This is a genomic window from Halorhodospira halophila SL1 (genome assembly GCF_000015585.1).
Lineage (GTDB): Bacteria > Pseudomonadota > Gammaproteobacteria > Nitrococcales > Halorhodospiraceae > Halorhodospira > Halorhodospira halophila.
On sequence record NC_008789.1, the window covers coordinates 2,340,352 to 2,360,013 of the forward strand.

Below are 19,662 nucleotides of genomic sequence, written 5' to 3' on the forward strand. Positions count from 1 at the left end.
ACGGGCCTACCAGCGCTCGCGCCAGGGGATCTCCAGCTTATCGAGCAGGAGCGTGGTCTCGTAAAGCGGCAGCCCCATGACCCCGGTGTAGCTGCCCTCCAGGTGTTCGACGAAGACCCCGCCGCGCCCCTGGATGGCGTAGGCCCCGGCCTTGTCGACCGGCTCGCCGCTGGCCCAGTAGCGGGCCCGCTCCTCGGCGGTGATCTCGCGCAGGGTCACCTCGCTGACTGACAGCCGGGTTGCCTCGCGGTCGTCGACCAGTGCCACCCCAGTCACCACCCGGTGGGTCTGAGCCGACAGGCGCTCGAGCATACCGTGGGCCTCGGCCTCGCTGCCGGGCTTGCCGAAGATCTCACCATCGAGGACCACCGCGGTGTCTGCGCCGAGCGCCGGCGCCTGCTGCTCGGCGGCGGCGTAGCCGCGCCGGGCCTTCTCCAGGGCCATGCGCAGGACGAACATCTCGGCGCCCTCGCCGGGCTCGGGGGTTTCGTCGACGGCCACCGGCAGGGTGTGATAACCGATGCCGATGCGCTCGAGCAGCTCGCGTCGGCGGGGCGACCCGGATGCGAGAATGATGTAAGGCTCCATTTCCCTAGACCTTGTGGCGGTGCGTCACGATCGATGATACGGATGGCCGCTGAGCAGCGTCCAGGCACGATAGACCTGCTCGGCCACCAGCACCCGCACCAGCATGTGCGGTAACGTCAGTGGCGACAGCGACCAGCAGGCGTCGGCGCGCTGGCGCACCGCATCGCTCAGCCCGTCGGCCCCGCCGATGATGAACGCGACCTCGCCGCCCTCATGGCTCCAGCGCTCCAGGCTGCGGGCCCACTGCCGGGTGTCCCGCGGCGTGCCGCCCTCGTCCAGGGCCACACAGACCGCCCGCGAGGGCAACGCGCGCAGCAGGCGCTCGCCCTCGCGCTCACGGGCCTGTGGGTCGTCATTCCCGCGCCCGCCGGCGCCAACCTCGTGCAGCTCCAGCCGCCACCCCTTGCCCAGGCGCTGGGCGTAGGTCTCGTGACCGTCGCGCACCCAGCGCGGCGGTTTGTGGCCTACTGCGACGAGGTGGATGCGCACGCCTCGTCCATCTCCCACATGCGCTCGAGCCGGTAGAAGTCGCGGCTCTCTTGGGTCATGACGTGCACCACGGCATCGCCCAGATCGATCAGCACCCACTCGGAGTTGGGCTCGTCGCCCTCGACGCCCAGCGGGGGGAGCCCAACGGCCTTGGCCTCATCCACCAGGTTACGCGCCACCGCGTGCACGTGACGACGGGAGGTACCGGTGGTGACCACGATCAGGTCCGTCACCGGCGTACGCCCGCGGACATCGATGGCCACCGTATCCTGGGCCTTGATCGCGTCCAGGGACTCGCGGATCCGTTGCTCCAGCTCTTCCACCACCATGACGACCTCTTACAACTGCGGGTAGCCGTACCAGCCCGCCTCGACCACCCGCTGCCGCACCGCCTCGGGCAGCAGATAGCGCACGGACCGGCCCAGCGCCAGGGAGCGGCGGATCCCCGTAGCGGAGATATCCACCGGTGTCACCGCCTGAAACAGGATGCAACCGGCCGGACGATGGCGCAGCTCGGCCGGCTCGTGCGCAACCCGCCTGGCCACCTCGGTGGCCAGCGCCTCGGGCAGCGCGCCTCGCACCCCGGGCCGCTCGGTGACCACCACGTGGGCCCGTTCGAACAGCTGCCGCCAGCGGGACCAGCCAGGCAGCCCGAGAAAAGTGTCGTACCCGAGGATCAGGCACAGCGAGACACCACCGAGCTCGGCGCGAAGCTCGGCCAGGGTGTCGACGGTGTAGGAGGGCCCATCGCGGTGCAGCTCCCGCTCATCGACGCAGGCGCTGGGGTTGTCGGCCACGGCCCGGCGCACCAGTTCGGCGCGCTGCTCGGGCCCGACCCGCGGACGGGCCCGGTGGGGCGGGATGCGCGCCGGGATCAGGCGCAGCTCGGAGAGCTGCACGGCCTCGCGGACCTCCTCGGCCGGGCGCAGGTGGCCGTAGTGGATGGGATCGAACGTGCCACCGAGCAGGCCAATAGTACGCAGCGGTTGTCTCACGCGTCCGCTCACCTCGCCGTCAGCTGCGGACGTGACCGTCACCGAGGACGATCCACTTCTCGGTGGTCAGCCCCTCCAGCCCCACCGGGCCCCGGGCGTGGAGCTTGTCGGTGCTGATCCCGATCTCGGCGCCGAGGCCGTACTCCTGACCGTCGGCGAAGCGGGTCGAGGCGTTGACCATCACCGAACTGGAGTCCACCTCGCGCAGGAAGCGCTGCGCCAGCGGATAGCTCTCGGTGACGATGGCCTCGGTGTGCCCGGAGCTGTAGCGCTCGATGTGCGCCACGGCGTCGTCGAACCCGGCCACCACACGTACCGCAAGGGTGGGCCCGAGATACTCGGTGGTCCAGTCTTCTTCGGTAGCGGGCACCGCCTCGTCGATCAGGGCGCGTGTGCGCTCGCAGCCGCGCACCTCGATCCCGGCATCGCGCAGCTGACGTCCAACCTCCGGCAGCACCCGCTCGGCGGCCGCCTCGGCCACCAGCAGTGTCTCCATGGTGTTGCAGGTCCCCAGCCGCTGGGTCTTGGCGTTGACGGCAATGGCCACCGCTTTCTCGGTATCGGCGGCCTCGTCGATGTAGACGTGGCAGACACCGTCGAGGTGCTTGATCACCGGCACCCGCGCCTCGCGGGCGATGCGCTCGACCAGGCCCTTGCCGCCGCGGGGGACGATCACGTCCACCGACTCAGGCATCTGGATCAGGGCGCCGACAGCATCCCGGTCGGTGGTCCCGACCACCTGGACACCGTCCCCCGGCAACCCAGCGTCCTCTAGCCCGGCGCGAATCTGCTCGGCGATGGCCCGGTTGGAGCGGATCGCCTCGGAGCCGCCGCGCAGGATCGTGGCGTTGCCGGATTTGATGCACAGCCCGGCGGCATCGGCGGTGACGTTGGGGCGCGACTCGTAGATGATGCCGATCACCCCGATGGGCATGCGCATCCGCCCGACCTGGATCCCCGAGGGCCGTGACGCCAGCTCGCGCACCGCACCCACCGGATCCGGCAGCGCCGCGATCTCGCGCAGCCCGTCGGCCATGGCCTGGATGCGGCCCGGAGTGAGCTCCATGCGATCGATCAGGGCCGGGTCGAGCCCGGCCTCGCGGGCGGCCTCCAGGTCCGCCGCGTTGGCCGCGGCGATGGCCTCGGAGCCGGCCTCGATACGGGCGGCGATGGCGGCCAGGGCGTCGTTGCGCGCACCGGTCCCGGAGCGGGCCAGGGCGCGCCCGGCGGCGCGGGCCTGCTGCCCGATCCGGCGAATGGTCTCGGCGATGTCGCTCGAATGCTCTGCACTCATCAGGTCTGCTCAAATGGGCTCGATCGGGGATATGGTGTACCGATTGGCGCTATTTTGCCATGGCGCGGGCCAGACGAGAGACCAGGGCCCGCAGCTGCTCCCAGGGGTCACCGGGCGGCAGGCCCTTGATGGCCCGATCCACACGGTGGCAGCGCTGCAGCAGCTGCCGCCAGGCCCCCGCCGGATGCCGGCGGGCCGCTTGGCGCAGCCGCCCGACCCGCCGCTTCCAGATCCGCTCGCGCTGCAGCACCCCCTCATCGGCGCCGGCCGCCAGCCGCGCCGCCACCCGGATATCCCGGGCCAGGGCCCAGAGGATCAGCGGCGGCTGCACGCCCTCCTCCCGGAGCGTAGCGAGGACACGCAGCGCCCGCGTCCACTCCGCGTCCAGGGCAGCGTCGGCCAGATCGTCCACGGTGTACCGGGCGCTGTCGGCCAGCGCCCCGGCGGCCGTCTCGACATCCACGGCGGTGCCGCTGCCAACCAGCAGGCGTAGCTTCTCCACCGCCTGATCGGCGGCCAGCAGATTCCCCTCGGAGCGCTCGGCGATCAGCGCCGCTGCCTCCGGATCCGCCTGCAGACCGGCGCGGCGTAGCCGCTCGGCTACCCAGCGCGGCATGTCGCGCCCCGGCACCGGCCAGCAGTAGACGAAGATCCCGGCCTCGGCCAGCGCCCGCGCCCAGGCCGACTCACGGGCGGAACGCTCCAGGCGCCCGCTGGTCAACAGCAGGACGGTATCCTCCGGGGGGTCCTGGCAGTAGGCCTTGAGGGCCTCGGCCCCGTCGCGCCCGGGCTTGCCGCCGGGCATGCGCACCTCCAGCAGGCGACGATCACCGAATAGCGACAGACTGCTGGCGGCCTCGGTGAGCCACCCCCAGTCGAAGCCGGCATCGACATCGAGCACCTCGCGCTCGGAGTGCCCGGCCTCCCGCGCCGCCCGACGCACGGCGTCGGTGGCCTCACGCTGGAGCAGCGGCTCCTCGCCGGCGATGAAACAGACTCGGGGCAGCGGCCCGCGCTCCAGCTGGCGGTGGAGAGTCTCCGGCCGCTCGGCCATCAGCGCAGGGCCTGCAGGCGCAGCATCAACAGGCGCACGGCGTCGGCGCGCAGCTCCTCCTCCAGCTCCGCCTCGCGGGCACGACGCTCATCGGCGCCACCGGCCGGATCGGCGAAGGTGCGCTGGGCATCCAGCGAGGTCCGCTGGATGCGGGTCTCGCCGTCCCCACCGGCCACGCTGTAATCGATGGTGTAGGTCAGGCGGTAGTCCTGGACGTCACCGTCCGCCCCGACCGAGGCCGTGTCACGGCTGCTGCCCCGCCCGTGCAGGGTCAGCACCCAGTCGGCATCGGCGGCGCCCTCGGTGTACTGCCCACCCGCCCCCTGGATGCCGCGGCGCACCTCGCGGCGCAGCTCACTGCTGCCCGCCTCATCAACCACCTGGATCACCTGTCCGTCCAGGGAGATCCCGCCCGGGGCGCCGCGCAGCTGCCAGCCGCAGGCACTGAGCGCCAGGGCCAGTACCGCCACCCCAAGGAACCCGGCTGGGCCTCGGCACCGATTCGGCCACGCTAATCGCATCCGCACCCCCTGGCCCAGGCGGCGGTACAGCCGCTACTTGGCCACCACGTTGATGAGCTTGCCGGGGACGAAGACCACCTTCTTGATCTCCTTGTCGGCCACGAAACGCTGCACGTTGTGCTCGGCCAATGCCGCCTCCTGGGCCTGCTGCTGATCGGCGTCGGCGGGCAGCGTGACGTGGCCGCGGAGCTTGCCGTTGACCTGGACGACCAGCTCCACCTCGTCGCGGACCAGCGCCTGCTTGTCCGCTTCCGGCCACGGGGCCTCGACCACTGGGGCCGTATGGCCGAGCTGGAACCACAGGTGATGGCACAGGTGCGGGGTGATCGGCGCCAGGATCAGCACCGCGGCCTCAAGCCCCTCCTGCATCACCGCCCGGCCGGCGGCGCTATCGTCCTGGGCCTTGCCCAGGGCGTTGCACAGCTCCATCACCGCGGCGATGGCGGTGTTGAAGGTCAAGCGCTTGCCGACGTCATCGGAGGCCTTGGCGATGGTCTCGTGGACCTTGCGCCGCAGATCGCGCTGGGTGTCGCTGAGCGCCTGCGGATCCAGCGCCGGCGCCGGCCCCGCGGCGACGTGATCGCGCACCAGGCCGTGCAGGCGGCGCAGGAAGCGGTAGGCGCCCTCGACCCCGGAGTCCGACCACTCCAGGGACTGATCCGGCGGCGCAGCGAACATGGTGAACAAGCGCACGGTGTCGGCACCGAAGCGGTCGACCAGCTCCTGGGGATCGACGGTGTTGCCCTTGGACTTGGACATCTTGGTGCCGTCCTTGAGCACCATGCCCTGGGTCAGCAGCCGAGTGAACGGCTCATCGGAGCTCACCAGCCCCTCGTCGCGCAGCACCTTGTGGTAGAAGCGCGCATAGAGCAAGTGCAACACGGCGTGCTCGATCCCGCCGATGTACTGATCCACCGGGGTCCAGTGGTCCGCCCGCTCGTCGAGCATGGCCCCGTCCTGGTCGGCGCAGGCGAAGCGGGCAAAGTACCAGGAGGACTCCATGAAGGTATCGAAGGTGTCGGTCTCGCGCTCGGCGTCCGCACCACACTGCGGGCAGGCGGTCTGGTAGAAAGCCGGCATGGACTTGAGCGGCGAGCCGCCGCCACTGATCTCCACGTCCTCGGGCAGCGTCACCGGCAGTTGGTCGTCAGGGACCGGAACCGGACCGCAGTCGGCGCAGTGGATCATGGGGATCGGCGCGCCCCAGTAGCGTTGCCGCGACACACCCCAGTCCCGCAGGCGGTACTGCACCCGGCGCTGCCCCCGGCCCTCGGCCTCGAGACGCTCGGCGATGGCGGCGAAAGCGCGGTCCGAGGGCATGCCGCTGAACGGCCCGGAGTCGGCCAGCACCCCGTAATCACTGAAGGCGCCGGCGGCGATATCCAGCTCGGTGCCGTCAGCCGGGTGCACCACAGGCCGAATGGGCAGACCGTAGGTGCTGGCGAACTCCCAGTCGCGCTGGTCGTGGGCCGGCACCGCCATGACGGCGCCGGAGCCGTACTCCATGAGGACGAAGTTGGCGACCCACACCGGGATGCGCTCGCCGGTCAACGGGTGAATGGCCTCCAGCCCGGTATCGGCGCCGCGTTTCTCGCGCGTGGCCAGATCGGCCTCGGCGGTACCGCCGGAGCGGGCCTCCTCGACCAATTCGGCGATCGCCGGATGGTGCTCCGCCAGCTCCAGGCTGATCGGATGCTCCGGCGCCAGGCCCATGTAGGTCACCCCGTAGAGGGTATCCGGACGCGTCGTGAAGACGGTCAGCTGCTCGTCGCGACCGGCGAGATCGAAGCTCAGCTCGACGCCCTCGGAGCGGCCGATCCAGTTGCGCTGCATGTTGCGCACCTGCTCCGGCCACCCGTCCAGCTCGTCCAGCGCCTCGAGGAGCTCGTCAGCGTAATCGGTGATGCGCAGGAACCACTGCGGGATCTCGCGCCGCTCCACCAAAGCACCCGAGCGCCACCCCCGACCCTCGATGACCTGCTCGTTGGCCAGCACGGTCTGGTCCACCGGATCCCAGTTCACCGCAGCGGTATCGCGGTAGACCAGCCCCTTGCGGTAGAGCCGGATGAACAGCCACTGCTCCCAGCGGTAGTACTCGGGATCGCAGGTGGCCAGCTCCCGGGACCAGTCGTACCCGAAGCCGAGGCCCTTGAGCTGCTCGCGCATGGCGCCGATGTTCTCGCGGGTCCAGGCCGCCGGCGGCACCCCGCGCTCCATGGCGGCATTCTCGGCGGGCAGACCGAAGGCGTCCCAGCCCATGGGCTGGAGGACGTTGTAGCCCTGCATGCGCTTGTAGCGGCTGACCACGTCGCCAATGGTGTAGTTGCGCACATGGCCCATGTGCAGCCGCCCGCTGGGGTACGGGAACATCGACAGGCAGTAGTATTTCGGGCGAGCGCTATCCTCGCGGGCCTGGAACGTCTGCTGCTGCTCCCAGTAGGCCTGGGCCTCGGCTTCGATCTCTTTCGGTTGGTACTGGTTGTCCATCGGTGTCTGTCGCTTTCCCGGGCAGGTGAGCCGTGCAGGATAACGGAGCCACGTGCCGGGGTTCTAGTTGCGCGGTGATCAGATCGACCACACCCTTCCGCAAGCGCGCCCACTCCCTGCACATCGGATGGTGGAGCTAGTACCTTGTAGAAGGCACCCAACCCGCGCCACTGCATCGACCTGACACGGAGGCCGCCATGACGCACCATCCCAACCAGGAACACCAGCAGGGACACCTGCCCACCAGCTACGAGCGCATGCTGACCCGCCTGCGCGAGCGGCTCGCCGAGACGGAAGACGGAGGGCCGCGTTTGGCCCAGGCCCTGGAAGAGATCAAGCGGGCCATGGTCGCCGACGGCGAGCTGACTCGCGCTGACGCCGACCGAGTGGGTGGCGCGCTGCAGCGCGACCTGGAAGAGGCCGGCGCCTGGCTGGCCGACCGCAGCCATGACCAGCCGCTGCGCGACTGGCTGCGCATGGATCTGCAGATGCTGGAGAGCTGGCTGTGGGACGCCTTCTCCTCGGTGGCCGACCGCACCAGTATGGAACTGCGCGGGTTCGTCACCACCGGCGAGCCGAGCCTCTACCACACCGACGAGATCGCCGGCCCCGGTGAACTGGCGTGCATCGCCTGCGGGCGCACCGTCACCCTGCAGCGCCCCGGCCACATCCCGCCCTGTCCGGGCTGCAACCACACGGAGTTCGTTCGTACAGCACACCGGGACACCCCCTGATCCGGGAGGGCGAGACGGAGCTGGAAGAGCGGGGACAGAGCCACCTGCACTCAACCACGGGCACGCTTCGGCGCGGACTCGTGCTCGACGAATGGTTATTGGTTATACAGGGAGCAACGGAGAGGGGAGGGAAAATATGGAGCGGGTGATGGGATTCGAACCCACGACCCCAACCTTGGCAAGGTTGTGCTCTACCACTGAGCTACACCCGCTGTGTCGTTACGGGTGCGCATTCTACAGGCATCGGCGCCGGCGTCAACCCCCGTGTGTTAAGGGGCTGACAGGGTGGACGCTGATCCGGTCTTACCATCGCCGATGGCGCGCGCGCCCTACCGGTGGTACTCACCGGCTCGCTCGGGCTGGTACAGGATCTCCTCGATCCGGACCCTATGAGCACCACCGCCCGGTCTTGGCCACTCAATCTCCTCGCCCTGGGACAGGCCCAGCAAAGCGCTACCCACCGGCGCAAAGATCGATAGGGTGCCCCCACTCGAATCCACGTCTTTGGGATAAACCAGCGTCAGCGAAAACTCTTCCTCCGTCGCCTCGACCCGAAACCGCACGGTGGAATTCATGGTAACGACGCCCGGAGGAACCTCATTGGGCTCTACGATCTCCGCCCTCGCGAGCTCATTTTCCAAGTCTTCTTGACCGGGAAAGGCGCCCTTAGGCAGGGAATCGATCAGCTTTTCAAGCCGCTCGGCATCCCGGGATGAGATCACGATCTCTGGTCTGGTCTCCATGAATCTCCAGTCACTCTATTCTTTTGCAGGGACAGGCAGTTCAGCCATTGCCCAACCGCTCGACAGGAACGCCGAGTCAGGCATGAGGGAAAGATCAGTCAACCGTCACGGTAGCACGCCCAGGGCTCTTGTCCAGCGGCGCGACCGATCCTACGGCCGGGTTTTAGGTCAAAATGCGGGACGACCGCCCCGACCACTCCATCAGACCTCGGGCACCCCTGGAGCTGCGAGGTCAATGCGGACCCGCAGCTGCTCGCTCTCTCGATCAGCCAGGACTGAGTCACTCCTCTTGAGCCATGCGGACGATCCGCCGGCACGCCGCCCGGCAGACGGGGGTGTAGGCGAAGGCCCAGCGGGGCAGTTCGAAGACCACCCGGCCCCCGCCGCCGGGCAGCGGATCGACGCGGTGTCCGGTAGCCGGAAGACGCGCCACCGACCAGCACCAACGGCGCCCTGGCTCAAACGCCGTGATCCGGAACCCCACGCGCACGCCCACTCCGATGACGACAACCCACCCCGTGGAGCCGGCACCGATATAGCGGTCGGCCGACACCACCTCCCGGACGCTCGGCCCCCATACGGGCCACTGATGGGTATCGATGAGGACCTCCCAGAGGCGTTGGGGCGCAGCGGAGGTGTCGAGGCCGACCTCCAGCGCGGGGCGCTGCACCGTGCCGCCGTGATCGATCAACCCGCACCTCCTTCCCTGTGTAGCGCCAGTGCCAGGGCTCAAAGTCGAGCCCATGGCCGAAGTTCGAAGATGAGTCGCCGTTTGATGGTACCCGAAACCGGACCCGCGCCCGCATTGCTGCCAAGGAGGTGGCCCCACCCCTTTTTTATGCGCGATCTGGAAAACCAATGGCATACTGAACCTTGAGGTCTATGGGGTCTCATCGTCTGCGCAGCCCCCCCCTTGGGCCTCACGACTCGAGCTCTGTGCTGCATGCACACACGGTAGGCTTTCCGCCACGCGCAGGGGCACCGAGCCGACCCGCTCACGGAGGCGCCATGAAGTCCGCCCCGATACCCGATAACGAGCACATCCGGCTGGCCGCGCTGTACAGCTACCGGATCCTCGACACCGAGGCCGAGGCGGCCTTCGACCGCTGCGTACGGACCCTCTGCCAGATCTATCAGGTGCCCATCGCCACGGTCACCTTCGTCGACCGCGACCGGCAGTGGTTCAAGTCGGCCCAGGGCCTGGAGGACTGCGAGACACCGCGATCCACCTCCTTCTGCGGCCATGTGGTGGCCGACGGCAACCCGCTGGTGGTGGAGGACACGCATCAAGACCCACGCTTCCACGACAATCCGCTGGTCACCAGCCCGCCGCATATCCGCTTCTACGCCGGTGTACCGCTGATCACCCCGGCCGGCCAGCCTATCGGGGTCCTGTGCATCCAGGACCGGCAGCCCCGCCGTTTCAGCGACGAGGACCTGATCCCGCTGCAGGACCTGGCGGTGCTGCTGATCAGCGAACTCGAACTGCGTCACCGCGAGAACGTGCAGCGACTGCGCCGACAACTCGAGCACCGGCAGCGAGAGCTGGAGGCGATCTTCCAGGCCGCCACCTCGGTCAGCCTGATCAAGACCGATCTCGAGGGGATCATCCAGGAGACCAGCACCGGCACCGAGGCCCTGTTTGGCTATGCACGCCACGAGCTGATCGGCCGCCCGGTCGCGCTGGTTCACCGCCCGGAGGATCACACCCAGCCGGGGACCATCATCGAACGGCTGCGCAATGATCGCACACCGGTCCGTCGTGAAATGCCCCTCATGCGCAGCGACGGCAGCACCTTCCCCGCGCTCTTTTCGGTCCACCCGATCACCGACGCCCACGACGAGCTGATCGCCACGCTGAGTGTGACCTTCGATATCAGCGATCAGAAGCGGGTCGAGCAGGAGCTCGAGCAGGCCGTTCGGGCCAAGAGCGACTTCCTGAACGCGGTCAGCCACGATCTGCGCACGCCACTGAACGCGCTGATGGGGTTCTCCCAGTTGCTTGCCGAGACGGACCTCACGCCGGAAGAACGACAACGCTACGCGGAGCACTGCCGGCGCGGCGGCGAGCGGCTGCACGGCCTGATCGACTCACTCCTGGAGCTCAGCCGCCTACAGAGCGGCGGGATGCGGGCACACACCGAGCCGCTAGCGTTGCCGGCACTGATTGAAGAGCAATGCGCCCTGTTCCGACCCGCCGCTGAGAGGAAGGGCATCGAGCTGGCTTGCCAGATCAGTGCCGACCTCCCGCGCTGGATTCAGGGGGACCGGACCCGACTTGAACAGGCGCTCTCCAACCTGATCGATAATGCCATCAAGTACACAGAGGCGGGTCACGTCCGGATCACCGCCAGCGCCGAGGGCGAACAAATTACCTTGGCGGTGGAGGACACCGGGCCCGGCATCCCCGCCGAAAACCGGGACCGGATCTTCGCGGCCTTCGATCGAGGGAACTACCAGGGCGAGCAACAGGGCCACGGCCTCGGCCTGGCGATCGCCCGGGAGATCGCCCAGCTGATGGGCGGCAATCTCCACTTGGACAGTGAGCAAGGCCGGGGGACCACCTTCACCCTGACCGCACGGCTCCAGACACTCTGTGAAGAGACCACCCCCCATGCGCAACGCCCCTGCCAGCCTGCAAAGGGGCCACCGCAGCCCGGCCTGCGCATCCTGGTCGCGGAGGATGACCCCACCAACGCCATACTGGCTCGCACCCTGCTGGAGCGCCTGGATGCGCAGGTGACCGTCGTGGAAGACGGGGTGACCGCCCTGCACACCTGGCGTGATGGCACCTTCGACCTCCTCTTGCTGGATCTGCAGATGCCGGGCCTGGATGGCCTCCAGTTGGCCCGAGCCATCCGCCACGAAGAGAACCAAGAGCACCGAGCCCCGGCCCGTATCGCCCTATTCACCGCGCACGCCCGCAGCGAGGTCGAGCAGCGGGGGTTTGAGGCTGGCTGCGATGAGTTCCTCACCAAGCCGGCCCGGAAAGGCGATCTTGAGGCCCTCCTGGCACGGGCCGGTTCGCCGGATCCTCAGCCGCCCCGATAGACCTGCGCGCGGTGCAATCTGGCATGATAGGTGCAAAGGATGAACGGGCCAAGATTCGGCCCCACTCAAGGATCAGGAAGGCACTATGTACGCCCCGCCACTCAGAGCCCTCGCCACCGAGCATGTGGTCACCCTGCCTGCCTCGGCTTCCGTCGGCGAGGCTGTGCGGACCATGCAGGACCACAACATCCGGGATGTGGTCGTCCGCACGCGCGACGGCTTCCGCCTCTTCCTATCCACCATGCTACTGCGCCTGGACCATCTGGGCGCGGACCTGGAGACCCCCCTCGGCAGACTCGACCTGCCCCGGGCAACCACCCTGAGCCCGGACGCCTCGGTGGTCGACGGGCTGCGGGCCATCCGCAATCGCGGTGAGCACATCTGCCTGGTCGATGACCGCGGGGAACTAAGCGGGATCCTGAGCTATACGGATCTGGCGTCGGGGTTGGATCCGAATATGCTGGCGCAAACCCAGAGCATCGGCGAACTCTTCCGGTGGACCCAGGCGCCGCTGCTGAATCCCGACGCCACCCTGCGCGGGGCAATGGCGGCGATGCGCGAGCAGGACCAGGAGGCTGCGGTGGTGGTCGATGACGAGCGCCCCGTCGGCATCCTCACCCAGAAGGACATCATCAAGCTGCTGGCGGCGGGCACCGACCTCGGCTGCACGCTCGAGGCGTGCATGTCGTCACCGGTCGAGACGCTCCATGAGCAGGCGAGCATCGCCGAAGCCTTAAGCTTCTGCCGCCAGCGCAGAATTAAGCGCGTGGTTGTCGTTGATGATGCCGGCCGGCTCACCGGCGTCATCGGCCAGAAGGAACTGGTCAACCTCTACTTCAATCAGTGGTTCGCTTTGCTCCAGGAGCAGCAGGACGAGCTGGCCCAGCTGAACCGGGAACTGCAGGAGAGCAACCGCGCCCTGGAGTCGATCACGGAAGAAGTACCGGGCGGGCTCCTGGTCGTCGGCGCCGATGGGCACATCTCCCGCACCAGTCGGCGCGCGCTCTCGATCCTGAACACCTCCAGCGAGGCGCTGATTGGCCGCTCCGTTTTCACGCTTTTGGGCTGCACACCCGGTTCTGGGTGCCCGGGGGATTTAGCATCCGCCCCACCTTTACGTTGCCCCTACAGCGGGCCCCCCATCTCCGCCGACTCGTGCGAGCTGATCGGCGCTCTGCGTTCCGGCGAGGCCTACGAGACACGCGACCTCTTTCAAGCACCGGAGGGAGAGCCGGTGCTCGTCGATGTGCGAATCAAGCGCGCCGCCACCGATGGGACAACCATCCTGCTCTTCCAGGAGGTCTCCAAGGAGGAGCAGAACCGTACCGAGGCACTGGCTTTCCTCAACGGCGGACCGGTGGTCGCCCTCTCCTGGCGGCCGGAACCGGGCTGGCCGGTGCATTACGCATCGGCCAATGTTGAGCAGGTCCTCGGCTACACCGCGGAGGAGCTCAAGGCACCCGGCTTCCGATTCGCTGACCTGCTCCACCCCGAGGATACCCAACGGGTGGACCGGGAAATCCGTGCTCAACTCGCCGACGGAGCAGCCCATTTCGAACAGCTCTACCGCGTACGCCACCGCTCCGGGGGCTACCGCTGGTGCTACGACTATACGTCTCCGGAATACAACGAAGACGGCCAGCTGCGTCTGCTCCGGGGCTACATCCTCGACCGCACCGAGGAGCAACAAACTCTTGAACAGCTGACGCGCAGCCGCGAACGCCTGGCGTTAGCCACGGAGTCCGCCGGGCTGGGGATCTGGGACTACGATCTGACCAGCGACCAACTGGACTGGGACGAGGGCATGTTCCGCCTCTACGGCGTGTCCTCGGAGGCGTTCGGGGGCACCTTCCAAGACTGGACCCGCACCCTGATGCCGGAGTCGCGTGAACGCGCGCAGGCTGCCTTTGAACAGGCAGTGGCATACAGCAGCACGTTCGAGACCACCATCTCCATCCGGCGGCCGATCGACGGTGCGGAGCGCATCCTCCAGGGCCAGGCTCAGATCATCCGGGACGAGACCGACCAGGCGGTGCGCGTTGTCGGGGTCAATCGCGACATCACTGAGCAGGAGACGAACCGGCGCCGGCTGATCGCCGAGGAGGCGAAATTCCGGGGCCTCTTCGAGCTCTCCCCGGTCGGCATTGCCATGAACGACTTTCAGACCGGCGAATTCCTGGAGTTCAACGACGCCATCAACGAGCCCGCCGGCTACACCCGCGAGGAATTCGGCAGGCTCAGCTACTGGGATGTCACGCCAGAAAGCTACATGCCGCAGGAGCAGGAGCAGCTCGAGTCGATGCGGCGCACCGGGCGCTACGGCCCCTTCGAGAAGGAGTACATCCACAAGGACGGCCACCGCTACCCCGTCCTGCTCCACGGCTTCCGGACCACCACGCCAGAAGGCCGCGAGGTGATCTGGTCCATCATCCAGGACATCACGGAAACGAAGGCCGCCGAGGCCGCGCTACAAGCGACCAAGGAGCGTTTCGAGGGGATCTTTCAGAAGACCAGCAGCGGTGTGGCCGTCTATCGACCCGTGGACGGCGGACGGGATTTCGAGTTCTTGGAGTTCAACCCGGCCTCCGAACGCATCAATCAGGTCTCCAGGGAGGCGGTCATCGGGGGCAAGCTGACCGAACTCTTCCCCGGCGTCGTGGAGATGGGCCTCCTGGGCGCCCTCCAGCGGGTAGCAGGCACCGGCCACCCCGAGCACCTGCCGGTGACCGATTACCACGACGAGCGCATCAGCGGCTGGCGCGAGAACTACATCTTCCGCCTCTCCTCGGGCGAAGTCGTGGCGGTCTACGACGATCTCACCGAGATCAAGCAAGCCCAGGAGCAGGCGGAACAAGCGAGCCGTGCAAAGAGCGAGTTCCTCGCCAACATGAGCCACGAGATCCGCACCCCGTTGAACGCGGTGATCGGCCTGAGCCAACTCCTCCTGGAAACCTCCCTGGACAAGCGCCAGCAGGACCACTTAAACAAGGTGCTCAGCTCCTCGCGGATGCTGCTCGGCATCATCAATGACATCCTCGACTTTTCGAAGATCGAGTCGGGACAGCTGGAGCTGGATACCCATACCTTCGATCTCCATGAGGTCGTCGACCATCTCGCTGCCCTCTTCGGCGAGGTGGGTCACAGGAAGCAGCTCGAACTCGTCTACAGCCTGCCGCCCCAAATCCCGTGTGTTCTCGTCGGCGATTCGCTTCGCATCACCCAGGTGCTGACCAACCTGCTCAGTAACGCAACCAAGTTCACGCCCGAGGGCGGCGAGGTCGAAATGGGCATCCAGCTGGTGGAGCCCCCGAAAGCGGACTCGGTTACCCTGCGCTTCTTCGTGCGGGATACCGGCATCGGCATGAGCGAGGAGCAGCTCGGCCGCTTGTTCCGGGCCTTTACCCAGGCCGACACCTCGACCACTCGGCGTTACGGCGGTTCGGGTCTGGGGCTGGTCATCAGCCGGCGCCTGGTGGAGCGGATGGGCGGGGCTCTGGAGGCCACCTCCAAGCCGGGTCAAGGCAGCACCTTCGCCTTCGAGCTCACCCTGCCGCTTGGCACTCCGCAAGCCCCCGCCACGCTCCACTGCCCGAAAACGGAAGGCCGCCACGTCCTAATTGTGGATGACCACGAGCCGACACGCGAAACCCTCCGCGAGATGCTCCTTCACTGCCACTTTGAGGTAGAAGAGGCCACGAACGGCGAAGAGGCGATCGAGAAGGTGATCGCCTCCGAGCGTCGGGACGACCCCTTTGATTTCATCCTCATGGACTGGATGATGCCCGGCGGCATGAGCGGGAGCGAGACCTGCCGTGCGCTGGAGGCGTGCCGTCAGTCGGGCGACCTGGCGCAGACTCGCCCCCCGGTGCTCATGGTCAGCGCCTACGACCCGAGCCAGATCGACCTCCCCGAGGGCTTGACCCGCGAACTCCTGTCCAAACCGATCACCGCCAACGTCCTCTACCAGGCCCTGCTGCGCGCGGAGCGAGGCGATCGTGCCGCCAACATGGGGCCGGAGTCGATGGGGCACACCCCCAACCTCGCCGGGTACCGGATCCTTATCGCCGAGGACAACGAAACCAACCAGGAGGTGGCTTCGCTGCTGCTGGAGAAGACCGGGGCGCAGGTGCAGGTGGTGAACAACGGCGCCGAGGCCCTCGAGGCCGCCCATGAAGCACCGCCGGACTTGATCCTGATGGACCTGCAGATGCCGGTACTGGATGGCTTCGAGGCGACACGGCGGCTCCGGGAGGCGGGCTACGGTGGTCCCGTCCTCGCCCTGTCCGCAGCCGTTACCGAAGGCGACCAACAACGCGCGCGCGCGGCGGGGATGGGCGCCCACATCGCCAAGCCCATCGATCGCGAGCAGCTCTACGCCAGGCTCGCGGATCACCTGTCGCCCTCGCCGCAGGCCACGGACGATCCTGACCACGCGGAGGAAACCCCGCCCGGCGGAGGGATACCCAACCACCTCCCCGGCTTCGACCCCGCGCGGGGCCTGCGGCTCTTCGGCGGTGACGGGGCGGTCTACAGACGAATCCTGCGCGGTTTCCGGCGGCGGATCCGCGACGAGCACACGGCGCTGGTCGGGCACCTGCGCCGTGACGACCGGGGAACAGCCCTCCGGGACGCCCATACCCTGAAGGGCGCTGCTGGCAACGCCGCCGCCGTGCGACTCCAGGAGCTGGCCGCCCGGATCGAGGAGACGCTGGGCACCGGCGCCGGGGTCGATCACCGCCTCATCGATGCCCTGGAGGAGGCCCTGCAGGAGGCCGAGCAAGCCCTGGAGCCGCTGCTCCCCGCGGCAGCAGCGGCGCCCTCGCCCGGCTCGCCGACCGCCGTGGACGAACTGCGAGCCAAGCTGGCCGCCAGCGAATGGATCGAGACCGAAACCTCGGATGCGGCGCTCGCCTACCTGCGCAGCCAGGGCCTGGACTGCGACGAGCTCGAGACCCGGCTCGAGGCCATGGACTTCGATGGGGCGCTGCAGCTGCTAGAGGCGCTCATCGAACGGTAGCGGTCCACCGGGCGGAGGTGCCATCCGCTCCCGGAGGACCTGCTCCGCCTCCTTGAGCGCCTGTTCCAACGCATCGATCTGCGTCTCGCTGACTGCCTCGTCGTGCTTCAAGGCGGCTTCAACCTGGCTAGCCCGTTCACCAAGCTCCACCGCGCATACACTTGCGGCACTGCCCTTGAGGGTATGGGCGATCCGATGCAGCCCCTGCCGATCAGGGACGGAGTCGGTACGCAGCGGCTCGATGAGCGATGCGTGATAGTCCGGTAACTGGCTCTTGAACAACTGCAATAACCGGGCGTAGGTCGACTGATCTCCGCCAACGATCTCGAGCCCGCGCGCACGATCAAACCCCGGGAGCTCAGCGGGCAGGGTCGCTGGCGCGGCAGCGTCGGTGTGGGTCTGCTGCGGCTCGGCCGCTGCCCCCTGGGTCTGTGCTGGCCGCCGTATCGCCCCTGCCGCAGGCTTCAACTCGGCCATTAGCGTGGCGTAGAGCACCTCCTGCTCCATCGGTTTGGCGATCAGCCCGCGCATCCCGGCTGCCTCGGCGCGGCGACGATCCTCATCCAGCACCGCCGCCGATAGCGCGATGATCGTTCGGGAGCACCCAGTCTCCAGCAGCCGACGCGAAGCCTCGAAGCCATCCATCAGCGGCATCTGTAGATCCATCAGGATGAGATCGGGCTCCGCGTCATCGACAGCATCCAGGGCTGCCATCCCGTTTTCCGCCACTCGGACCCGTGCCCCGGTCTTCTCCAGAAACTGCGTGGCCACTTCCTGGTTGACCGCGTCATCCTCCACCAGAAGGATCGAAAAGCCCGTCAGATCAGGCACCCGGGACGGCGATGGTTTGGGGCAGTCGGCGGCCTTCTCGCCCGGTTCGGCGCGCGCCTGTCCAATGGCCACCTCACCGCTGTGCGCTTCGTGCGTCTCCAGGTGGCAAACGTCCAGCGGCCCGCGCCGGCTGCGGGTCGCGGGATACGCAGGGGCGCTGCCCTGCACCTCGCCTATGGGGAGTTGCAGGGTGAAGAAGAAGGTGCTGCCCTGCCCAGGCTGCGACGTCACCTCCAGATCCCCCCCCATCCGCTCCACCAGCCGTCGTCCGATGCCCAGTCCCAGACCCGTACCGCCATACCGGCGGGTCGTCGAGGCGTCGGCCTGCACGAACGGCTGAAAGACCCGTTCCAGCTGCTCAGCATCCATACCGATGCCGCTATCGCGGACCTGGAAGCGGATGTTCGCGGCGGCACTGCCGGCACCCGCCTCCTCACGGACTTCCAATTCCACAGTGCCCCCGCGGGGCGTGAACTTGATCGCATTGCTAAGCAGGTTGGTCAGGACCTGGGTGATGCGCAGCGAATCCCCCACGAGCATGCGCGGCAGCTCGGGCTGAATGGCGTAGATCAGCTCGATCTCTTTCTCCCGAGCCGCTTCAGAGAAGAGGGTAGCGAGGTGGTCGATCACTTCGCCGAGATCGAAGGGGCCTGTGTCGAGTTCCAGCTGCCCCGACTCGATTCTGGAGAAGTCGAGGATGTCGTTGATGATGCCGAGCAGCATCCGCGACGAGCGCTGGATCTTTTTCAGGTAATCGAGCTGGCGCTCGTTCAGTTCGGTATCGAGCAGCAGCTGGCTCAGGCCCACCACGGCGTTCATGGGTGTGCGGATCTCGTGGCTCATGTTGGCCAGGAATTCACTCTTGGCGCGCGTGGCCTGCTCGGCCTGCTGCCGAGCCCGTTTGAGCCGGCGGTTGGTGACCATCAGCCCGAACGCCATGGCCGCAAAGACCAGCAGTGCTGTACTGACGGCAACCAGGGGGGTGCGGTAGAGATCCCATAGCTCGTCCCGGCTCAGGGCCCGAGGCGCATCGTAGGGCGGCAGGCGCAGCGCGCGCGCCAGTTCCTCCACCGGCTCGTAATCCATGGGCACCGAGAAGCCGGCGATTCCGGCAGCCCGGGACGCAGGATGGTCGGGCCCGAGTCGAAGCAGAGCCGTGGTCATCTCCCGGCCTATGCTGCTTTGCTGACCCTCCGCCTCTTCCAGGTGAACGAGGGGCCACTCGGGGTACAACGCGGTTGAAGCCACGAAGGGGAAGCCGGCATACGCCTGCTCACCGATGATGCGCACCGCGTCCCGCGCCAGTTCGCCTTCCTCCCAGAGGCGCTCCAGAACGCTAATCCGGACAAAGCCGATATCGGCTTCTCCACCCATGACGCGATCGACGACCTGGCGGTGGGGCATACCGGTGAAGTGGATTGCGTCCCCCGTCGGCATGGAGAGATCACGCCGCTTCAACTCCATGGCCTGGGCCTGGTACCCGCCCAGGGAGTCCTCGTGCACGGCCGCTACGGTGTGGTCGGGCACATCGCCCCACCCCGACACCTCAGGGTGCTCGGCCCGGGTGAAGGCCACGCCGCCGAAACTGCGTAACCGCTCGCCCTGTCGCTCGGGGACCAGCGTCGCCAGCGCACCGGACAAGGCGTACTGGTCGCGCAGTCGCACGTAGTGCATCGGGTTGGTGAGCAGGAAGTCGAGTTGCTCGTTCTCCAGGAGTCCGTCCAGCTCTGCGTAACCAGCGATGGCGCCCTCGATCTGGACGTCGTCGATTTCACCGTCCAGGTACTCGACCAGCGGTTGCCAGCGCTCCTCGGCCACCTCCCGAGACTCGAAGGAGAGGATGCCCAGCGTCACGCTT

The 19,662-nt window shown here is 67.7% G+C and carries 14 protein-coding genes and 1 tRNA gene; 3 read left to right on the forward strand and 12 right to left on the reverse strand.

The genetic code is table 11. From position 1 onward, the window contains the following. Positions 1-6 precede the first annotated feature (6 nt). The 8 genes from HHAL_RS10800 to leuS form a co-directional block, all read right to left on the reverse strand. Entirely contained in the window at positions 7-588 is a 582-nt protein-coding gene (locus tag HHAL_RS10800) for a Maf family protein (protein WP_011814924.1), read from the reverse strand. Positions 589-612: 24 nt separating this feature from the next. Continuing rightward, complete coding sequence (gene rlmH, locus HHAL_RS10805) at positions 613-1,077, reverse strand: 23S rRNA (pseudouridine(1915)-N(3))-methyltransferase RlmH (RefSeq protein WP_011814925.1); 465 nt, start codon at positions 1,075-1,077, stop codon at positions 613-615. Further along, positions 1,053-1,406: a ribosome silencing factor gene (gene rsfS / locus HHAL_RS10810; RefSeq protein ID WP_011814926.1), complete on the reverse strand. Its 354-nt coding sequence runs from the start codon at positions 1,404-1,406 to the stop codon at positions 1,053-1,055. Before rsfS ends, rlmH begins: the two co-directional genes overlap by 25 nt. Before the next feature lie 9 nt (positions 1,407-1,415). After that, on the reverse strand, positions 1,416-2,072 hold the full coding sequence (nadD, locus tag HHAL_RS10815; protein WP_011814927.1) for a nicotinate-nucleotide adenylyltransferase: 657 nt from the start codon (positions 2,070-2,072) through the stop codon (positions 1,416-1,418). Between the two features lie 19 nt (positions 2,073-2,091). After that, complete coding sequence (locus HHAL_RS10820; RefSeq protein WP_011814928.1) at positions 2,092-3,366, reverse strand: glutamate-5-semialdehyde dehydrogenase; 1,275 nt, start codon at positions 3,364-3,366, stop codon at positions 2,092-2,094. 49 nt (positions 3,367-3,415) lie between these two features. Next, positions 3,416-4,420, reverse strand: coding sequence for a DNA polymerase III subunit delta (gene holA / locus HHAL_RS10825; RefSeq protein WP_011814929.1), 1,005 nt, complete (start codon positions 4,418-4,420; stop codon positions 3,416-3,418). Then, on the reverse strand, positions 4,420-4,890 hold the full coding sequence (locus HHAL_RS10830) for an LPS-assembly lipoprotein LptE (protein ID WP_041595180.1): 471 nt from the start codon (positions 4,888-4,890) through the stop codon (positions 4,420-4,422). Before HHAL_RS10830 ends, holA begins: the two co-directional genes overlap by 1 nt. A gap of 84 nt (positions 4,891-4,974) precedes the next feature. Then, a complete protein-coding gene (gene leuS / locus HHAL_RS10835; protein ID WP_011814931.1) occupies positions 4,975-7,428 on the reverse strand; it encodes a leucine--tRNA ligase in 2,454 nt (817 codons plus the stop codon). A 197-nt stretch (positions 7,429-7,625) separates the two neighbouring features. Between leuS and HHAL_RS10840 the strand changes: the two genes are divergently transcribed. Then, positions 7,626-8,162 (forward strand): zinc ribbon-containing protein, encoded by a 537-nt coding sequence (locus HHAL_RS10840; protein WP_011814932.1) that lies wholly within the window; start codon positions 7,626-7,628, stop codon positions 8,160-8,162. Positions 8,163-8,299: 137 nt separating this feature from the next. On the opposite strand, the gene HHAL_RS10845 is transcribed toward HHAL_RS10840, so the two are convergent. The 3 genes from HHAL_RS10845 to HHAL_RS10855 all read right to left on the reverse strand — a co-directional run bounded on the left by HHAL_RS10845 (position 8,300) and on the right by HHAL_RS10855 (position 9,596). After that, positions 8,300-8,374 (reverse strand) — tRNA-Gly (locus tag HHAL_RS10845). A gap of 117 nt (positions 8,375-8,491) precedes the next feature. Further along, positions 8,492-8,905, reverse strand: coding sequence for a nucleoside diphosphate kinase regulator (gene rnk / locus HHAL_RS10850; RefSeq protein WP_011814933.1), 414 nt, complete (start codon positions 8,903-8,905; stop codon positions 8,492-8,494). Between the two features lie 280 nt (positions 8,906-9,185). Further along, entirely contained in the window at positions 9,186-9,596 is a 411-nt protein-coding gene (locus tag HHAL_RS10855; RefSeq protein ID WP_187147860.1) for an SRPBCC family protein, read from the reverse strand. Positions 9,597-9,913: 317 nt separating this feature from the next. On the opposite strand from HHAL_RS10855, the gene HHAL_RS10860 reads away from it, so the two are divergent. Together HHAL_RS10860 and HHAL_RS10865 are read left to right on the forward strand one after the other, a co-directional pair. Further along, complete coding sequence (locus tag HHAL_RS10860) at positions 9,914-11,956, forward strand: ATP-binding protein (RefSeq protein ID WP_011814935.1); 2,043 nt, start codon at positions 9,914-9,916, stop codon at positions 11,954-11,956. A gap of 85 nt (positions 11,957-12,041) precedes the next feature. Beyond that, entirely contained in the window at positions 12,042-16,973 is a 4,932-nt protein-coding gene (locus HHAL_RS10865) for a PAS domain S-box protein (RefSeq protein WP_011814936.1), read from the forward strand. Here HHAL_RS10865 and HHAL_RS13365 read toward each other — a convergent pair. Then, the gene (locus tag HHAL_RS13365; RefSeq protein ID WP_049751664.1) at positions 16,950-19,658 is read right to left on the reverse strand and encodes a hybrid sensor histidine kinase/response regulator; all 2,709 of its coding nucleotides are present in this window, start codon (positions 19,656-19,658) and stop codon (positions 16,950-16,952) included. The two genes, HHAL_RS10865 and HHAL_RS13365, sit on opposite strands and share 24 nt — an antisense overlap. Between the last annotated feature and the right edge of the window lie 4 nt (positions 19,659-19,662).